Below are 16,386 nucleotides of genomic sequence, written 5' to 3' on the forward strand. Positions count from 1 at the left end.
GTAGTTCGGTGCCATGGGGCGCGGCCGCGCCCCATGGCACCGAACTACCCCGTCCCCCTTGGAGACAGCCCTCCAGATCGCTACGAGAGAATGGTGTTGAGACGGGCGGTGAGATCCTTCACGGTCTGGGCGGTCTCAGTGCAGGAGAACTCGCCCGAGGGGGCAGCGTCAACGGCGGCCTCCTGCGTGAGACCCGAGCTCTCCATCAGGTAGCGGGACACCCGCGGCCAAGTGTCGACACCCTGGGCGGGAAGCTCGGCGAAATTCCCGGAATCGCTCACGCCAAAGCAGCTGCGGGCGCGCGAGCCGTTCACGTCGGTCCCGCCGACGTACAGGCACGTCGCGCCGGTCTCCGGATCGCTCACGTACTCGATAAACGGCCAACCATCATCTGTTGTCGCGGGCCGGGTCTGGCACACGAGCGAGGCCGCGTCGGCCTCCTCGTCGTACTCCCACACCTCGACGCGATAGCTCTGCACGGTCGGACCGACGTCACCGTCGCCGGCAGAAGCCTCGACGGCATCGGCGGACGCGAGGTCCCTGTCGGTGCAGTACGCGACGACCAGGCGCTCGACGCCGTCGCCGAAATCGACCAGCTCCGCGTAGCTCACGCCGGCAGTCCATGCCAGATAGCGATCGTCGTCCGCCTTCAGCACAGTCAGCGAAGCGTCGCCGAACGAGTCAATCAGACCCTGGAGCTTATCGCGAAAGCACCGGTACTTGCCGGACACGGAGAGGGCATCGGGGTCGGTCACCCCGGGCGCCGGCTCCACGGTGATGCGGCCCGCCGCGTTGGCTTCGTCGGTACGGCCGACGACCACGGGCGGCAGGTCGCGCTCGACGCCGTCCCCGTCCACCACGGTGAACAGGTAGGTGCCCGCCGCAAGCGTACCGAAATCCCCGATCGCGAAGCCATCGGACCCCGTGACCTCGAGACGAGGGACATCGACGATGTCGATTGGTTCATCGGCAGCGGAATCGGCCTGCTTGGGACGCACGATATAGCCCTCGAGCGGGTCGTCTTCCCCGCGCAGGGGCACGATACGGGTCGCGCCATCGACCGCGATCGGCGTGTCGTCCAGATACGAGGCGGTCACGGCCCTGCCGCCGAACAGCGACGCGATGCGGGCGAAACCGCCGGTGGACCCAATGGCTGCCGCGATGATGAGCACGACCGCGACGACAGCGACCGAGGCGACGGTGCGCCCGATACCGCGACGGCGCGGCTCGCGCTCAGCTGCGCGGCGGCGCCTGACGGCAGCGGGCGATGCGGACAGGGCGGAAGACCTTGTGCACCGACCCGCGGGCAGCGGCGGCTCGATACGCGCGCCGGTTGCGGACGCGGTGGCATCGGGCGCGGCCTGCGTGGAGGGCATGACGGTCGTCGGCAAGGGAGCCTCCGGCGCCGGAGATTCCGGGGCGAAGGGCGCGGACTCGACGGCGCGCCCGGCCTCGGGAGCAGATGGCGCGAGCTCGTCTGCGCATGCGGTCCCGGAAACATCGGACGCGGCAGACGGCTCCTCTTGCTCGGAAGAAACGACCGGCTGCGGCTGCGGCATCTGGTGGTCAACCTCAGCTTCCGGCGAACGCTCCGGCTCGCCGTCGAAATCGGGCTCCTGCCCGGGAATCGATGCGAACGCCGCCTCGGGTGCCAACGCTGGCACAGGCTCACATTCAGGTTCCGGCGCGGGTGTGAACGCGTCGCCCGCCGCCGGACTGGACTCCGCATCAGCATCGGACTCGGACGTCGGCTCAGGCTCGGCAAAGGACGCTTTCGATGCGGAATCAGCCTCCAGCATGGATTCAGCCGTACCGGCAACCTCAGCTTCCGCCCACGCCGGGACAACCGGCTGCGTGAACAGCGCTGCCGCGCCATCGCCGAAGGACTCCGGCCCATCCGGCAGATCGTTAGCAGGCTCGGGCGCCACCGCGCTCAAAGGAGCCCCGCAGGATGTGCAGAACGCCTGGTCGGCCTCCACCGATGCGCCGCATACGGGGCACACATCGGCAACGGGCACTGCAGAGGCTTCCGGCCCGGGCTCGAAGCCCAACTGCTCCACCTCAGTGCCGCAGCACGTGCAGAACCGTGCACCATCGGGCAGCTCGGCCCCGCACCGCGTACAGAACATAATTCCCCCTTCACCCATCGCGCGGCACACGCCGGCGAGCTCCTTCGGTCTTTGCGCCCGTACCTTACCGATCGTGCAGGAAATACGATGCGCTCACGTCGGTCCCCACGAGCGACTCGTCGTTAAACGCCCACACTACGATCTCCTTCGCGCCCGACGAGTACGGATATCCCATCGCGTACTCCGGCAGAAACAGCGTGATGCCTTCGGGCACCAGCAGATAGGTGGCGTCTCGCACGATCTCTTCGGCCGCTTGCCGCAGCTCGTCATCGCTCGCATAGGTCACCCCGCTGGGATGGGCCCGCACGTACGCCACGAGGGCATCGACCGCCGCCGCATCCAGGCGCTCCTCACTCGTATCGGCGACCTCCCAGATGGGAATGGGATCGCCGGTCTCGAGCTCGAAAACCACACTGCTCATAGACAGCATAGCGCGACCCGTCCACGACGTGCGTCGCATCTCTACGCGCGTACCGAGCACGCTCCCCTTGTTGTACGTCAGGGCCGAACGGTATGACAGGCACTCGGCCGCGCTCGCCCCGGGTTCCCACGAGAGCGTGGCGCGCTTCTCGTCATCGTAGGCCGCGCGAAGCCTCTCGTTCACGCGCGTGACGATATCGGCGTCCACAGCATCGGGATCGGCCGTGAGCTCCAGGCACCCCCAGGTGTAATCCGCCGACCCGGCGGCGCCGTCCGTCCCGTCCTCGTAGGTGGGCACCGACACGGTCTCGCACACCTCCGAGCCGCTCACGCCCGCAACATCCTGCTGGCCGTCGACGGCACCCGGCCGCGCAGCACCCAGCGCATCGACGCACCCCTGCAGCTCCTCAACCGTGCGAGAAGCCCAGTCGACCGCGGCGCGCGGATAGTACGTGCCGTCGCCGCTAACCGCAATGCCCGGCGAATCGCTCGGCTCGCCGCGCTCCGCCTCTGCGCGGCTCGCGAACGCGTTCGTGAAGCTGATGTAGCGTCCGCCCACCTGGTAGGAGTTCGTGAACATGCCGTCCCAGATGTCGTCGGGATCGGCCGGACCGATATCCTCGCCGTCGAGGATCATCGTGTGGCCCGGGTCGTTGGTGCTCACGAGTGTATGCAGCAGACGGAAGGTGCCGGCATCGTCCAGCCCGTAGTAGGTCATCTGGGTTCCGCCGTCGACGAGCCGCTCGAACCACATGATGTTGGTGCCGTTCGCGAGCGAGGAGATCGAGATCGTGTCCGTCACGCTCGGATGCAACAGCGGGTCGGCGCCCACACAGCAGACGAGGGCGTCGGCTTCGGCATCATAGCGCCACACCTCGATGTTGTAGCTCTCCGGGTTGGGCACGCCATACGCGTCGTAGTTGTCGCCGCTGTTGTAGGCGACGAGCAGGCGCTCGACGCCGTCGCCGAAGTCCATGAGCTCAGCGTAGCTGAGGCCCGTGGCGGACAGGTGCACCTCGGAGCCGACGTTCTGGAGCTCCGTATCCGGCGCACCGTACGCGTCCTCCACCTCGCGCAACTTGGCGAGAAACAGCGTATCGGCACCGAGCGGAGCCGTTGGATCACGCACGACGCCAAGGGCGTCAGCGGACGCGTCGGAGGCGACCTCGAGGGGCGGCAGCGCCAGCTGGACGCGGTCGTCGCGCTCGATAACGAGGTAGTAGGTGCCCGGGACGGGGTTGTCGCCCAGCAGGCCCTGTACGGTGAACCCATCGGTAGAGCCGATCTCGAGTGCCGCCACGGACGACACGTCGATGCCGGCGCTCTCGCCGTCGATGGCATCCTTCACGCGCACCGTATAGTGCGCAAGGGGCCTGCCATCGTCACCTGCCGGAATGATGGGAGCTGACGGGGCCACGCGCTGCGTCTCCTGCGTCAGATACGCAGCGGCACGCGGGGCAACATCGACGGACAGCTTGGGCTCCGGCTCGGCCGTCTGGGCTGCCGAACCGGCTGCCACGGGAGCGGCGAGCTTCGTGAAGCCGCCGCTGACGGTGAAGATGCCCGCTGCCCCGCAGCCCACGACGAGCACGCCCGCCACAGCAAGCACGACGCGGCGGCGAGCAGTGCGGTGGTGCTCCCGAGGACGCACTGCAGCGTGGGTGGGCGCGTAGGGCACGGTATCGCGGTCGGCGGCGACAGCGTCGGGAGACGCGCTCGCGGTCGACTCGGGCGCGGCGTCGCCCTCAGCGGAGGCCTCGGGGTCTCCGTCCGCAATGGCATCTGCGTCACGATCGGGTGCGGCGAGGTATTCATTCACAGAAGTATCGAGAGCATCGCCGGACACGGACCCTTCCTCCCGGGGCGCTCCCGCGGCGTCGCCGTCGAAGCGGGCGGCGAGCATCACGGGAGCCTCGGACGCCCATACTTCGCACGGGTCGGCCGCCGTATCGACCGTCGGCATGGTCTCCGACGCCGGCGCAGCAGGCGAGGCCGCCGGAACAGATGTCGCATCCGGCTGCCGCACCGGGGCACCACAGACCGTGCAGAACCGTGCGCCCTCATCAATCTTGCTTCCGCAACGCGTGCAATACATCCTTGCCCTCCCAAGCGCCCGCCCGTATCGGCCAGCGCCCTCAGTTTCTCGTGTGAGTCCATCCTACCGTGCGCGCAGGGCGCTCTATTGCGCAACTGTTGCAAGCGCCGCGCGCATAGCATCGGCCCCGGTCAGACCGCCCACCGCGCTATACTGGTGCAATCGGCCGACCCCCACCGCGGGCAGCGCGAACGCGTGAGCGCATGATCGGGAGAGATGCATTGGAACCCATGACACCGAGCGCGTATCTGTACGCGGATCTCAAGATATTCGGCGGCATCAAGAACCAGGAGGCCGCGCAGATTCTGCTTACCGACCGGCCCGTCGCCAACGGCGAGTCACCGCGCGAGCGCGCCCGTGAGCGCACCAGGCTCTCGCGCGAGTACGTCAAGAGCGCCCCGGGCGACCTCCCCGCCTCGTTTTTCGCAGACTTCGCGGTGAGCGCGCTGCGCATCGCGAACCACATGATCGCGCACCTCGACACGGCGGACGCCCATGAGCGCATCTGCCGCCACTACCGTGAGGACACCGTTTCCGGCATGGTCTCCGCACTCGACGCCTATGGGCGCCGCGGCCAGCTCTACTCCAACGCCGTCGGCCATGTCGCCACCATGCCGCTCGCCAACGAGCGCAGCCGCTGCTCGGTCTTCATCCTGCTCTTCATCGTCACCGGGTGCCTGGGCGACCCCGCCTTCGCCGCGGCAGAGGCGGAGCGCTTCGCCGAAAGCAAGCTCAACGGGTCGTTCCGCACGCAAACCGCGCAGACGATTCCGAGCCTGACCGAGCCTAAGGCCGAACCCGATGGCGACAACCTACTAGGCCTGCAGCGTGTCGTGGGCGGCAAACTCAAACCGACGGTCCACCCGCTCGACCCCGCAGGAACCGTCGTGGGCGCGCTGGCGGACGGCATCGCCGACATCACCGATGTTGACCCGGACGTCTCCCGCCGCCACCTGCGCATCTGGCGCGACCGCAACCGGTGGCTCTGCGAGGGGCTCTCCTCCACCAACGGCACCGCCATCATCTCGGGCGCCGACAAGCGCGTGCACGTGGTCGAGCCGCCGCGCTCCACGCGCCGCGTCGACTGGATCGCGCACCCCTGCGAGATCGCCCCGGCAGACACGCTCTGCCTCGGCGCCACCACGCGCTTCATGGTCATCCCCATCGTCAAATAGCGCGAGGTGGGAGAAGATCATGGCGGGAACGGACCTGCCCGGCGCTGCGTCGGGCGATGAGTTCGACATCATCGAATTCGACGACTTCACCCCGGCGGCACCCATCGCCCCGCGGGAGAAGGACCGTTCCGCACGCCGCTTCATGACGCTGTTCGTGTCAGAACGCTCGGCGCGCGCCGTCGGGAGCTCAGGAGTCGTGTATCGCGCCAAGAATGTCTTGGGCGAGCAGTTCGCCTTAAAGCGCCTGCGCCCATCGTGGGACACCCCGGCGGGCGCCGCGCCGGATGAGAGCCGGGACGCAGGCCGCATCGAGGCGTTTCGCGAGGAGTACCGCACGCAGTTCGCCCTCTCCAACCTACCGGGATTCCCGCAGCTCTTTGGGTACGGAACCATCGGCAGCTGGCCCGCCATCCTGATGGAGTGGGTCGAGGGCGAGACGCTCACGCGCGCCCGCGCCGAGCTTGCTGTCGAGCGCGACGAACAGGGGCGCCTCCGCATTCCCGCCCGCGCCGTGGCTGGCATCGGCGTGGCTGCGCTCGACGCCCTGTTGCTCGCCGGCCGCGCACAACGCAAACTCGTGCACCGCGACCTCTCCCCCAACAACATCATGCTGCGCACCTCCGCGCGCCCGATCGCCGACCAGCTGCTCGACGGCACGTTCGACGTCTGCCTGATCGATTTCGGCAGCGCAACCCTGGTGGAATCGGCATCGGCGCGCTCGTTTACGGTCGCCACGAGCATGTGGCGCGGCGGCACGCCCGAATACGCCGCGCCCGAGATGCTCACGAATGACATCGCCGGCGTGGCCGCCCTCCGCTCGTCTGCGAGCATCGACGTCTACGCCCTGTGCAGCGTGCTGTACGAACTGTATGCAGGCCATACGCCGTTCGGCATCGGGCAGCGAGGCAACGAATCGCCCTACCTCATCAAGACAACGCAGGCGCCGTATCCCCTGGTGCCGCGTACCGAACAGGACCGTCCGCTTGTAGAGGCACTATGCGCCGGCATTCGGCCTGCGCAGGCAGATCGTATCTCGGCGGCGGACCTGCGCCGCGCCCTGGAACGCTGGTTGGAAAGCGCGGCGCTCATCAAGCCTGCCGCCGATGAACGTGCCGCGCATATCGACACGGCGGACGAGCCGAGCGGCGACCCGCTTTCCGGCGCTGCCGGTACCCCGCTGACCATGGTCTCCGTGGAACATGGCGGCGGGCGAGCCGCCGGAGCGGAAACGGCCCAGGTGCCCGCCGGCACGCCGACGAGGGAAAGCACGACCACGCCGGTCGCCACCCCGGGCGACGGGGCGGCGGGAAAGCATGCGGCCCGCGGACGGACCCATACCCGCCGCGCCGTTGTTCTGGCCGCCTGCGCGCTCGGCGGGCTTGCCGCAATCGGCGGTGTGGTCGGTGTGCGTGCGCTGCTTACCGGTGACCCTGATGGCGGGGATGCCGAGGAACCCGGCATCGACCTTTCCGAACTCCCCGTGGGCGAAGGCTCGCTGCCTTTCTTTAAAGCGCAGGACCAGCAAAGCGAGCGCTGGGGATACCTGACAGCGGAAGGGTCCTGGTGGCTCCAACCCGTGCTCGACCATAAGCCGGGACCGTTTGCACAAGGACTCGCCGCCGTTGCCGACAACGGGGACGATGCGCTCATCGGCTTCGTCAGCGCCCAAGGCACCTGGGCCATTGAGCCGCGCTTCGCCGAGGCGCTCCCCTTCTCGGAAAACCTCGCTGCCGCGCGTGAGCCCGACGGCTCCTGGGGCTTTATCGACACCGAGGGCGCTTGGGCGGTATCGCCCATGTTCGCCGCCGTAGGGCCATTCTCCCAAGGCCGCGCCGCAGCCCGCATGGGAGAGGACGGCGCCTGGGGATACATCGATGCGAGCGGCGCATGGATGCTTGCGCCCACGTGGATCCGGGCGTGCGCGTTCGCCGAGGGTGTCGCCGCCGTCGAAGCGACCGATGGGGGCACCTGGTCACTTATCGACCAGGCCGGCACCGAGGTTGCCTCTGGGTTCGCCTGGAGCTACGCACGTCGGGCGAGCGAGGGGCTGCTTGCAACACAGGATGCCGCCACCGGCCTCTGGGGATTCTTCGACACGGCGGGCGCCACAGCCGTACCTCCGACGTTTCGAGCCTGCCTATCGTTCTCAGGCGGTCGCGTGCCCGCGCAGGATGACGCAAGCGGCCTGTGGGGCCTTATCGATACGAACGGCGCATGGATCGTGGCCCCCACGTTCGAGGAAGTCGGCCCGACGCAAAGCTCCCTGTTCGCCGCGCGCGACGCCGAGAGCAATCTCTGCGGCTACCTCAACGCAGACGGATCCTGGGCGATCGCACCGGAATATCTCGGGGCTGAGTTCTCAGACGCGGAGTAGCGGGCGCGCGCTTTCAATGGAACGCTCGCGACTGGCGTCGGCATGCACGTCTTTCCGACGTCGCAGCTCCATTCGGCCCCCGGCCTTCCGCTTCCACATAATTGCGCAACAACTGAGCAATCGCCGCACGGACCATAAGCTCATGGTAGTCCGCTGCGATTGGAGACCCATGAACGTCGATGAGCTCACATCTGCCTTCTTTTCCGCGCGCGATGACGCCGAGCGCCGCGCGGTGGCGCTCGAGCTCGCCGACCATTGTCGCGACCACGCGGAGCCGGTTGTCTACTTCGGACAAAACACATCCGAGGGCGACTGGATCGCCTCGGCATACTCATACACCGATCCTGACGACCGGCCCGAACGCTATCGCCTGGCGCGGCGCGCAGCAGCCTGGTGCTGCAGCAACGGCGAGCAGATCCGCTATCGCGGAACATGGCTTGATGAGGGCGCCTGGCTCGCTCTCGCCTACCGCTCCTGCGACGACGACACGGGGGCGCGCGAGCTCGCCTTGCGCCTTGCAGACCTCTGCCTGGGCGGGGCGGTATCCTACCGCGTCGGGGGATCGTGGCTGAATGCCGGCGACTGGCTGGCGCGCGCCTACGAGCACGCCCAGGGCGGCGAGGCTACGCGCATTGCCGGCCGCATTGCGGACTGGTGCGATGCCAACGGCTGCGCCGTCCAGCTCTGGGGCATCTGGCACGACGCCGCGTGGTGGCGCAACGCCAGTAGATAGAACTACCCCGTCCCCAATGGAGACACCGCGGCCCGTCATGTAACCAAATGTGTACAAGCAGATTTTCGGGAACTCCTTCTAACCAAAGCGCTATGGTGGGGTGCGTACGCTGGTCCATAAGTCCGCGGAAGAAAGAAGGAATACCCATGTCTAACGGAATCACCAGCCCGGATATGCCCCTTTACCAGCGCGAAGGGGACTACATCCCGCGTGTCGCCGCCGTGCACGACCTGTGCGGCTACGGCAAGTGCTCGCTTGGCGTCGCCATCCCCGTCCTGTCGGCGGCCGGTTGCGACGTCTGCCCTGTGCCCACCTCGCTTTTCAGCTCGCACACGGCATTCCCCGGTTGGTACATGCACGATACGACCGAGATGCTGGCCGATTATCTGAAGGCATGGGGAAACATCGGTGTCGAGATCGATGCCATCTACTCCGGCTTCCTCGGTGCGCCCGAGCAGGTCGATCGCATTCGCGACCTGTACCAGATGTATCCGAAGGCCCTGCGCGTGGTCGACCCCGTCATGGCGGACCACGGCCAGATGTACGCCACCTATACGCAAGAGCTCTGCAACGCTATGGCCGAGCTCGCTCAGGGCGCTGATATCCTGACGCCGAACCTAACCGAGGCCGCCATCATCCTCAAAGAGCCGATCGGCGGCGCCTGGGTGGGTGAGAACATCTCCGATGATGAAGCGCATCGTCTGGTCGATGCGCTGCTCGCCAAGGGCACCCACACCGTTGTCCTCAAGGGTATCCAGCGCGAGGACGGGCAGATCCGCAACTTCGTGGGCACCGACGGCGGCGCCTTCTTCGAGGTCAAAAACGAGCTGCTTCCCTACATGCTCCACGGCACCGGCGACCTGTACTGCTCGTGTTTGCTCGCCGCGGTCATGGCGGGCCGCACGCTACGCGAGTCCGTGGAGTTCGCCGGCGACTTCGTCCACGACGCCATGATCGTCTCCTCCAAGCAGCCGCAGTTCCAAAACCGCGGCGTGTCGTTCGAAACCATGCTCGGCCGCATCGCCGACCTGCTGAAGTAGGCTTGCGGCACACAGCGGACAGCCAGTCCGTTCCATAGCAAACAGATAATCGCCCCACATCATCATGTGGGGCGATTGCTTTATCGCGGGGGCCAGATAGGCCTGCTTTGAGGGGCTGTATCAGAAGTCGTTCTGAGAAAAGCCCGTGGAGGCGGCCTTGAGCTGACCGTTGCCCATCGGGTCGTCCTTCATGCGCATGAACGTGGCGTCCCGGTCGGTCTTGGAGAGGGAGTTGCGCTCCCCCATGTCGGCGAGGCCGCGCTCGTAGCGCTCCATGCGGGGGACCCAGTCGCGCGCGGCCTCGCGGGACGCCTCCCGCAGGGCCCTGCCCTCCTCGTCGCGCGGGCGCCTCCCGATCCCCTTGCGCGCGATCCGCTCGTCGATCCTCGCCGCCGCCTCGCGGACGGCCTCCGCGTCGAGCTCTGCGGGGTCCGCGGGTGCGGGCGCCTCCTCGCCCTCGCAGATCCGGTCTATCTCGGCGAGGTGCGCCCCGACCTTCTCGCGCAGCCTGTCGCGGTACTTGAGGGTGCCCTTCCTCCAGGTGAAGCTGAACCTGTTGGCGTCGGCCTCGACCTTGGTGCCGTCGAGGAAGTAGGTCTCCAGCGTGACGTGGCCCGCCTCGGCCGGCACGGCGATGACCTCGGCGAACACGTCCTCGAAGACGGGGCGGACGCGCTCGGTGCGGAAGCGGTTGACCGTGTTGTGGTCGAGCGGCTCCATGCCGGTGAGCCACATGAGGTTGACGTTCTCGCGGGTCGCCGCGGCTATCTTCCGGCTCGAGTAGATGCCGCTCGCGTAGCAGAAGGGCACGACCTTGAGCATCATCGCCGGGTCGCGGGCGGGCGCCCCGCCCCCGGGGTAGAGCGACTCGAGCGGCCGGCGGTCCATGCGCCCCACGACGGCGTCGACGAGCCTCGCCATCGCGTTCGCGGGGATCAGGTCGGAGATGTCGGGCGGCAGCAGCATCGGCTGGTTCTGGCGGCAGGGGCGGAACCTGGGCTCTGGCATGGCGTCCTCCACTCTCCGGTTGACGCCTTCGATTTTACCATAACCGCAGGTAGATACCCATATCGGTACCGATCTCACCGCCGCTCGGACCCTTCAGGGAGACGGCGAAGGGCCCGCGCCGGAGCGCGGACCCCTCGTTCGTTAGGGACCTTTTGATACAGCCCCCCGCACCCATCTATCCGGACGGTGGAGATATGGCACACAACTTTTATTCTTTATTTAATCTTTTATACTGCCTCTATCAGTCCCGGCAACCTCGACCCCCTACTTTCAGTACTTTTTCGGCAGCCCGCCAAGTAGACGGTCTCTCCGCCGTCATTGGACAACGCGTCTACCTGCTGTTTTATTGAGCGGCAGTTTTGACAATCAGCGGGCTTCAGACCGTACCCCTCCAAAAAGTACTGAAAGTAGGCCCTCCTCGATTCGGGGGGCTCGCCTACGGTCCCGCAAGGATGATGTTGGCCGTTTTGCCCTCTTGTAAACCAGCGCAGGAAGGCCGTCCGTCTCATTTCTTGCGCTAGCGCCGCCCTCGCTTCGATGCCGGCATCATCCCGAGCCTGTTCCACTCGCAGAACAGCTCTGCCCGCAGGTCAATCTCCTTCTTGAGCAGGAACTCGGTTTTGTCACGATAGGGCACACCCATCTTTTCTGCCAGCAAGTGCACCATCTGGTGGCAGGCAGCTGCGTTGCTAATCATGTCATAGGTAATCGACAGCACGCGGTACCCCATGGCCTCGAGCGCCGCCACGCGGCGCACGTCTTTGACGGCTTGCCCGGACGTCCCATGCACCGAGCGGCCTTGGCACTCCACGGCTACGCCAGGGCACCCTTCCGGACCGGAAAACAGCAGGTCGATATAGCAGCGCTCCTGATCCAAAATCTCACGGGCCCTCTTGCTCAAGGTGACCGGGACGTTCATGCCCTGAAGCTCGAACCCCTCCCCGCCTCGATTGCGCGGCAAAGTCAGCAGAATCGCAGTTTGCACCTCAAACGGCGAACGCGCCCCCTCGACAGCATCGTCTAACGCGCGGGTAAAACGCTCAATGCCCTGCACGCCCGCATGGCGCTTTGCACAAGTGCGCAGCTTATCCCTGCTGGTCAACGCATCGCGCTGCCACAGGTCGGAAAGCACGCTACCTGCAGCTGCGCGAGTATCGGGCATTCCGCGCTCATTCGTGAACAGCGGAGCCCATCCTGCATATGCAAACACGCCCTGCTGCACGCCCATGCGGACCGCCTCGGCATCCTCCTCGCTGAGGTGAACGGATGAGAATCCGCCGCACATCTCGCTCATCATCAGCGCAAGATGCAACGCGCTCACCTTCGAGGCCAGCATGAGCAGCGTCAACTCCGGCGAGGTCACCGCAAGATCGGAACCAACACCCTCCAGCTCTCCGGGCAGCAGCTCCGCGCTCCAGTAACGAAACGCAACGCCCTTCACGCGATGCATAGAGCCTCGATTGCTTGCAAGAAGCGAGACGGGTGCATCAAGATAACCCAGCCGTGACAGGCGTCCCGCCGCGCGCGGGGCCAGACCAATACCATCATCTAGGGTCTCCCGAACAAAGGGCGGGATGCGAAACCATTGATATGCGGATGCACCACAAAGAACGGCGCCAGAGCTGAAGATATCCATGGCGCCAGCGTACCGCCCACGCGGCGCCGACGCCCCAACCGCCCAAATTGCGGCAAGCGGCTCCAACAGGCACCTTGTCCTCATCCAACCGCACGGTCGGACCCAGGACAGAGCTAGCGGGACCGGCCCCGCAAATACAACCTACTCCGCGCTTCCGGCAGACGCCTCGTCCGCATCGGGCTGCACGTCGTCGAGCGACTTCTCGGAATCGCCGCCGGTGAAGATCTCGCCGCCGTGCAGGGCGCTTTCGAGCTGCTGCTCGGCGCGCTCCTCGTTGATGTCGTCCTGCGTGAGCTCATCGCTCTCGGCGAGCGACGACACGGAGTTCACCTGTTCCTGGATCTTCGCGGCGGTCTCGTCGTCCATGCCGACGATGCGCAGCTCCCAGTCGATGTTGCTCGTGCCGGCGGCGATCTCCTTGGTCCAGATGAACGTCAGCATGGCGCGCTGCGTGCCCTGGCCCTTGATGAAGCCGAAGAAGCTGTCATGCACGAAGTTGCCGTCGTCGTCCACGCGCACGAAGACGTTGTACATGACGCGGTTGATCTTGTCGTTGAGCAGGGCGTTCGTGGCGAGTGCCGCCGCCTGGATCTGCGAGTTGGACAGCAGCTCGAGCTCGTTTTTGGACGTCGTGTCCACCACGGAGACCTCGACCACGCCCGTGCGCTCGTCGGCCTCCTCCACGGTGAACTCCTCGGGGAACTGCGTGAAGCCGTTACCCCATTCCACGCCGCTCTCCATGGCATGCTCGACCGTCTCGACCGTCGTGCGCTCGGAGAGGTTCGCGGTGTTCAGGCGGCGTCCCACACCGTAGACGATCTGCATGCCGAGCACGAACACGAGCACGCCGATGATGCAGATCAGCGCCGTGCGCGTGATGGTCTCGCCCACCTTGGAGCCCGACGGGTCGTCCATCGACAGCGGGTCCACTTTCTGGTGCGTCCGGCGGCTGCGTCGGCGCTCGTCGCCCTCTAGCTGACTGAAGGCCTCCTCGCCGCCCTCCTTGCGCGCCTTGTCGCGCAAGGCACGGCGACGGGACGCATCGCGAGCGCGCAAGGGGTCGACGACACCGGAGTCATCCAGCTCGGAAAAAAGCTCTGTCGCTTCATCAGCTGTGAGAGGTCGCCTCTTTGCCATCACGTGCCCTTAATATGCGAGCGCCGGGTGTGGCCCCGGCGCGTCTCAATCAACTCTCGTGCCGTAGTCGGGCGGAAGCGCCCCTACGCGACGCCAGCATCGCCGGCGTCTTTGGCGCGCACGCCCTCGAACTGCATTCGATAGTAGCGGGCATAGGTGCCCCCACGTGCGAGAAGCTCCTCATGCGTGCCACGTTCCACGACCTGACCACGTTCGACCGTGGCAATCTCGTCGGCGCCCTTAATGGTGGACAGGCGGTGCGCGATAATGATGGTCGTTCGATCCTGCGCGAGCTCCTCGAGCGCCTCCTGGACGGCCTCCTCGCTCTCGTTGTCGAGCGCGCTGGTCGCCTCGTCGAGGATGAGGATCTTCGGGTTCTTGAGGAACACGCGGGCGATGGCCACGCGCTGCTTCTGGCCGCCGGACAGACGGCCGCCGCGCTCGCCCACTACGGTATCGTAGCCGTCGGGCAGCGAGCAGATGAAGTCGTGGATGTTCGCGCGGCGGGCTGCGTCCTCGATCTCCTCATCGGTGGCGCCAGGGCGACCGTAGGCGATGTTCTCGCGGATGGTGCCGTCGAACAGGTAGACGTCCTGCTGGACGAGGCCGATGGCGCGACGCAGGCTCTCCTGCGTGACCGAGCGCACGTCCTGGCCGTCGATGGTGATGGAGCCGGCGTCGATGTCGTAGAAGCGCGGCAGCAGCGAGCAGGTGGTGGACTTGCCGCCGCCGGAGGGACCCACGAGCGCGATGGTCTCGCCGGGGCGGATGGCAAGGTTCAGGTGGTCGATAACCGGACGGCCCTCGGCGGCCGCGCCCAGCTCGACATCCTTGTAGGAGAAGCACACGTCGCGATACTCGATGGCGCCGCTCGTGACCTCGAGCGGGCGCGCGTCCGGCGCGTCCTCGATGTCCGGCACGGTGGCGAGCACCTCGTCCATGCGCTTGAAGCCGGCGATAGCCTTCTGGAACGTCTCGGTGGAGTTGACGAGCGTCTCGATGGGCGTGGCGAACAGGCTGATGTAGAGCGCGAAGGTGGCAAGGTCCGCGGCGGTCATGTTGCCCTGCGCGATGAGGTAGCCGCCGAGCACCACAATCGTGGTGTAGAGCACGCCGGTCATGAGCGCGCTCGTGGCCTGATAGGCACCCATGGCGTGGTACTGGTCGACCTTGGAGTCCAGGTAGGCGGCGTTCGAGCGGCGGAACTTCGTGCGCTCGGTGGCCTCGTTGGCGAACGACTTCACGACGCGGATACCAGACAGGGAGTCCTGCAGCTGGGAGTTCACGCCGGAGATCTTCTTGCGGTTGTCCGCGTAGACGGCGCGCATGGCGAAGTTCTGGCGCACCATGATGGCGACGAAGATGGCCGTGATGATGGCCATGACGCCGGCGAGCACCGGCGCGATAGTGAACAGGATGACGAAGGCGCCGATGATCTCGATGCCGCAGATGATGATCCATTCGGGCAGATGGTGCGCGCCCTCGCAGATGTCGAACAGGTCGTTCACCACGCGGCTCATCATGTCGCCGGAGTTCACGCGGTCGAAGTAGGCGAAGCAGAAGCGCTCGTACTGGTCGAACAGGTCCTCGCGCATCTTGGACTCCATGCGCGCGCCCATGATGTGACCCTGTGCCGCGACGAAGTACTTGCAGGCCGTGCGCACCGCGTACATGGCTACCAGGCCGATGGCGATCATGGCAAGCGAGCCCATGATGGCCTGAGAGCCCTCGGTGAAGAGGCCTCCAGTGAGGTTGCGCAGGATGATGGGGAACGCGAGGTCGATGCCGGCAAGCACCAGGGCGCACACGGTATCGGCGATGAACAGATGCTTTTGCGGTCCGTAGTACGCCACGAAACGGCGGAACATGCTGGGATGCTTGGCTTTGGTCACGATGGGTTTTCCTTTACTGGTAGTCCCGTTGGCCTCCTTGTCCTCTGGGGGGACGGGGCGCGGTCTTACAGACGGTGGGCGATAGCGTCGCAGGCCAGGGCGCCGACAACAGTCTTGGCGTCTTGGATCTTGCCGTCGAGCACGGCGTCGATGAGCTCGCCGAGCGGCACGAGGTCGACGTTCAGGAACTCATCCTCATCCGGGCAGGCCTGGTCGAACTCGAGCTGCGTGGCCATGTAGATGTTGATGAGTTCGTCGGAGAAGCCGCAGGAACTGGCGATGGTGGTGAGATGGCGCAGGCGATGCGCAATGAAGCCGGTCTCCTCGTGGAGCTCGCGGCGGGCGCACTCCTCCGGGTCCTCACCCGGGTCGAGCTTGCCGGCGGGAATCTCGACGGTCACGCGATCGAGCGCGGTGCGGTACTGGCGCACGAGCGCGATCTTGCCGGACTCGGTCAGCGCCACGATGGCGGCGGCGCCGCAGTGGCGGACGATATCGCGACGCGAGGTGTGGCCGTTCGGCAGCTCTACCTGCAGGGTGTTGACGTCGAAGATCTTGCCATGCCAGGCGAGGTCCTCGGAGAGGATGCGCTCGTGCAGGCCCGGATCGCGCTCGTCATCGTCGCCAAGTACGAGCGTAGGCACGTACTCCTCCTGCTCGACCTCCTCAGCGGTCACGGTCTCGCCCTGGCCCTCGGCGGGCTGCTCGTCTATATCTTGCTCAAGGTTCTTCTCATCCATGCAAGCT

At 66.3% G+C, this 16,386-nt stretch carries 10 protein-coding genes and 2 pseudogenes; 4 read left to right on the forward strand and 8 right to left on the reverse strand.

Annotated elements, in window-relative coordinates; genetic code table 11:
• Positions 1–80: 80 nt before the first annotated feature.
• The 3 genes and pseudogenes from H6A21_RS06570 to H6A21_RS11305 all read right to left on the reverse strand — a co-directional run.
• The gene (locus H6A21_RS06570) at positions 81–2,129 is read right to left on the reverse strand and encodes a zinc ribbon domain-containing protein (RefSeq protein ID WP_204561580.1); all 2,049 of its coding nucleotides are present in this window, start codon (positions 2,127–2,129) and stop codon (positions 81–83) included.
• A gap of 64 nt (positions 2,130–2,193) precedes the next feature.
• Positions 2,194–4,512, reverse strand: coding sequence for a hypothetical protein (locus H6A21_RS06575; protein ID WP_239462711.1), 2,319 nt, complete (start codon positions 4,510–4,512; stop codon positions 2,194–2,196).
• A 66-nt stretch (positions 4,513–4,578) separates the two neighbouring features.
• A pseudogene (locus tag H6A21_RS11305) lies at positions 4,579–4,644 on the reverse strand (zinc-ribbon domain-containing protein); the annotation flags it as partial.
• Positions 4,645–4,874: 230 nt separating this feature from the next.
• On the opposite strand from H6A21_RS11305, the gene H6A21_RS06580 reads away from it, so the two are divergent.
• The 4 genes from H6A21_RS06580 (at position 4,875) to H6A21_RS06595 (ending at position 9,966) form a co-directional block, all read left to right on the forward strand.
• Complete coding sequence (locus H6A21_RS06580) at positions 4,875–5,819, forward strand: FHA domain-containing protein (RefSeq protein WP_239462715.1); 945 nt, start codon at positions 4,875–4,877, stop codon at positions 5,817–5,819.
• Positions 5,820–5,838: 19 nt separating this feature from the next.
• A complete protein-coding gene (locus H6A21_RS06585; protein ID WP_204561591.1) occupies positions 5,839–8,193 on the forward strand; it encodes a WG repeat-containing protein in 2,355 nt (784 codons plus the stop codon).
• A 169-nt stretch (positions 8,194–8,362) separates the two neighbouring features.
• Positions 8,363–8,926: a hypothetical protein gene (locus tag H6A21_RS06590; protein ID WP_204561593.1), complete on the forward strand. Its 564-nt coding sequence runs from the start codon at positions 8,363–8,365 to the stop codon at positions 8,924–8,926.
• A gap of 146 nt (positions 8,927–9,072) precedes the next feature.
• Positions 9,073–9,966 carry a bifunctional hydroxymethylpyrimidine kinase/phosphomethylpyrimidine kinase gene (locus H6A21_RS06595; RefSeq protein WP_204561595.1) on the forward strand — a complete coding sequence of 298 codons (894 nt, stop codon included), beginning with the start codon at positions 9,073–9,075 and terminating at the stop codon, positions 9,964–9,966.
• A gap of 648 nt (positions 9,967–10,614) precedes the next feature.
• Here the strand turns inward: H6A21_RS06595 and H6A21_RS11310 are convergent.
• The 5 genes and pseudogenes from H6A21_RS11310 to H6A21_RS06620 all read right to left on the reverse strand — a co-directional run.
• Positions 10,615–10,974, reverse strand: a pseudogene (locus tag H6A21_RS11310) (transposase); the annotation flags it as partial.
• Between the two features lie 517 nt (positions 10,975–11,491).
• Positions 11,492–12,610, reverse strand: coding sequence for a hypothetical protein (locus H6A21_RS06605; RefSeq protein WP_204561599.1), 1,119 nt, complete (start codon positions 12,608–12,610; stop codon positions 11,492–11,494).
• 141 nt (positions 12,611–12,751) lie between these two features.
• Positions 12,752–13,747: a hypothetical protein gene (locus H6A21_RS06610; RefSeq protein WP_204561601.1), complete on the reverse strand. Its 996-nt coding sequence runs from the start codon at positions 13,745–13,747 to the stop codon at positions 12,752–12,754.
• A gap of 83 nt (positions 13,748–13,830) precedes the next feature.
• Complete coding sequence (locus H6A21_RS06615) at positions 13,831–15,615, reverse strand: ABC transporter ATP-binding protein (protein ID WP_204561680.1); 1,785 nt, start codon at positions 15,613–15,615, stop codon at positions 13,831–13,833.
• 89 nt (positions 15,616–15,704) lie between these two features.
• On the reverse strand, positions 15,705–16,379 hold the full coding sequence (locus tag H6A21_RS06620; protein ID WP_204561603.1) for an NUDIX domain-containing protein: 675 nt from the start codon (positions 16,377–16,379) through the stop codon (positions 15,705–15,707).
• Positions 16,380–16,386: the final 7 nt, after the last annotated feature.

Source organism: Collinsella tanakaei, from assembly GCF_016902615.1.
GTDB classification, from domain to species: domain Bacteria; phylum Actinomycetota; class Coriobacteriia; order Coriobacteriales; family Coriobacteriaceae; genus Collinsella; species Collinsella tanakaei_A.

Coding starts and splice junctions, on each gene's coding strand:
- H6A21_RS06615 (WP_204561680.1), bottom strand. CDS start 15,615: ATGTTCCGCCGTTTCGTGGCGTACTACGGACCGCAAAAGCATCTGTTC.
- H6A21_RS06590 (WP_204561593.1), top strand. CDS start 8,363: ATGAACGTCGATGAGCTCACATCTGCCTTCTTTTCCGCGCGCGATGAC.
- H6A21_RS06575 (WP_239462711.1), bottom strand. CDS start 4,512: ATGCCGACGGTCGATACGGCGGCCGACCCGTGCGAAGTATGGGCGTCC.
- H6A21_RS06595 (WP_204561595.1), top strand. CDS start 9,073: ATGTCTAACGGAATCACCAGCCCGGATATGCCCCTTTACCAGCGCGAA.
- H6A21_RS06585 (WP_204561591.1), top strand. CDS start 5,839: ATGGCGGGAACGGACCTGCCCGGCGCTGCGTCGGGCGATGAGTTCGAC.
- H6A21_RS06570 (WP_204561580.1), bottom strand. CDS start 2,129: ATGTTCTGTACGCGGTGCGGGGCCGAGCTGCCCGATGGTGCACGGTTC.
- H6A21_RS06580 (WP_239462715.1), top strand. CDS start 4,875: ATGACACCGAGCGCGTATCTGTACGCGGATCTCAAGATATTCGGCGGC.
- H6A21_RS06605 (WP_204561599.1), bottom strand. CDS start 12,610: ATGGATATCTTCAGCTCTGGCGCCGTTCTTTGTGGTGCATCCGCATAT.
- H6A21_RS06610 (WP_204561601.1), bottom strand. CDS start 13,747: ATGGCAAAGAGGCGACCTCTCACAGCTGATGAAGCGACAGAGCTTTTT.
- H6A21_RS06620 (WP_204561603.1), bottom strand. CDS start 16,379: ATGGATGAGAAGAACCTTGAGCAAGATATAGACGAGCAGCCCGCCGAG.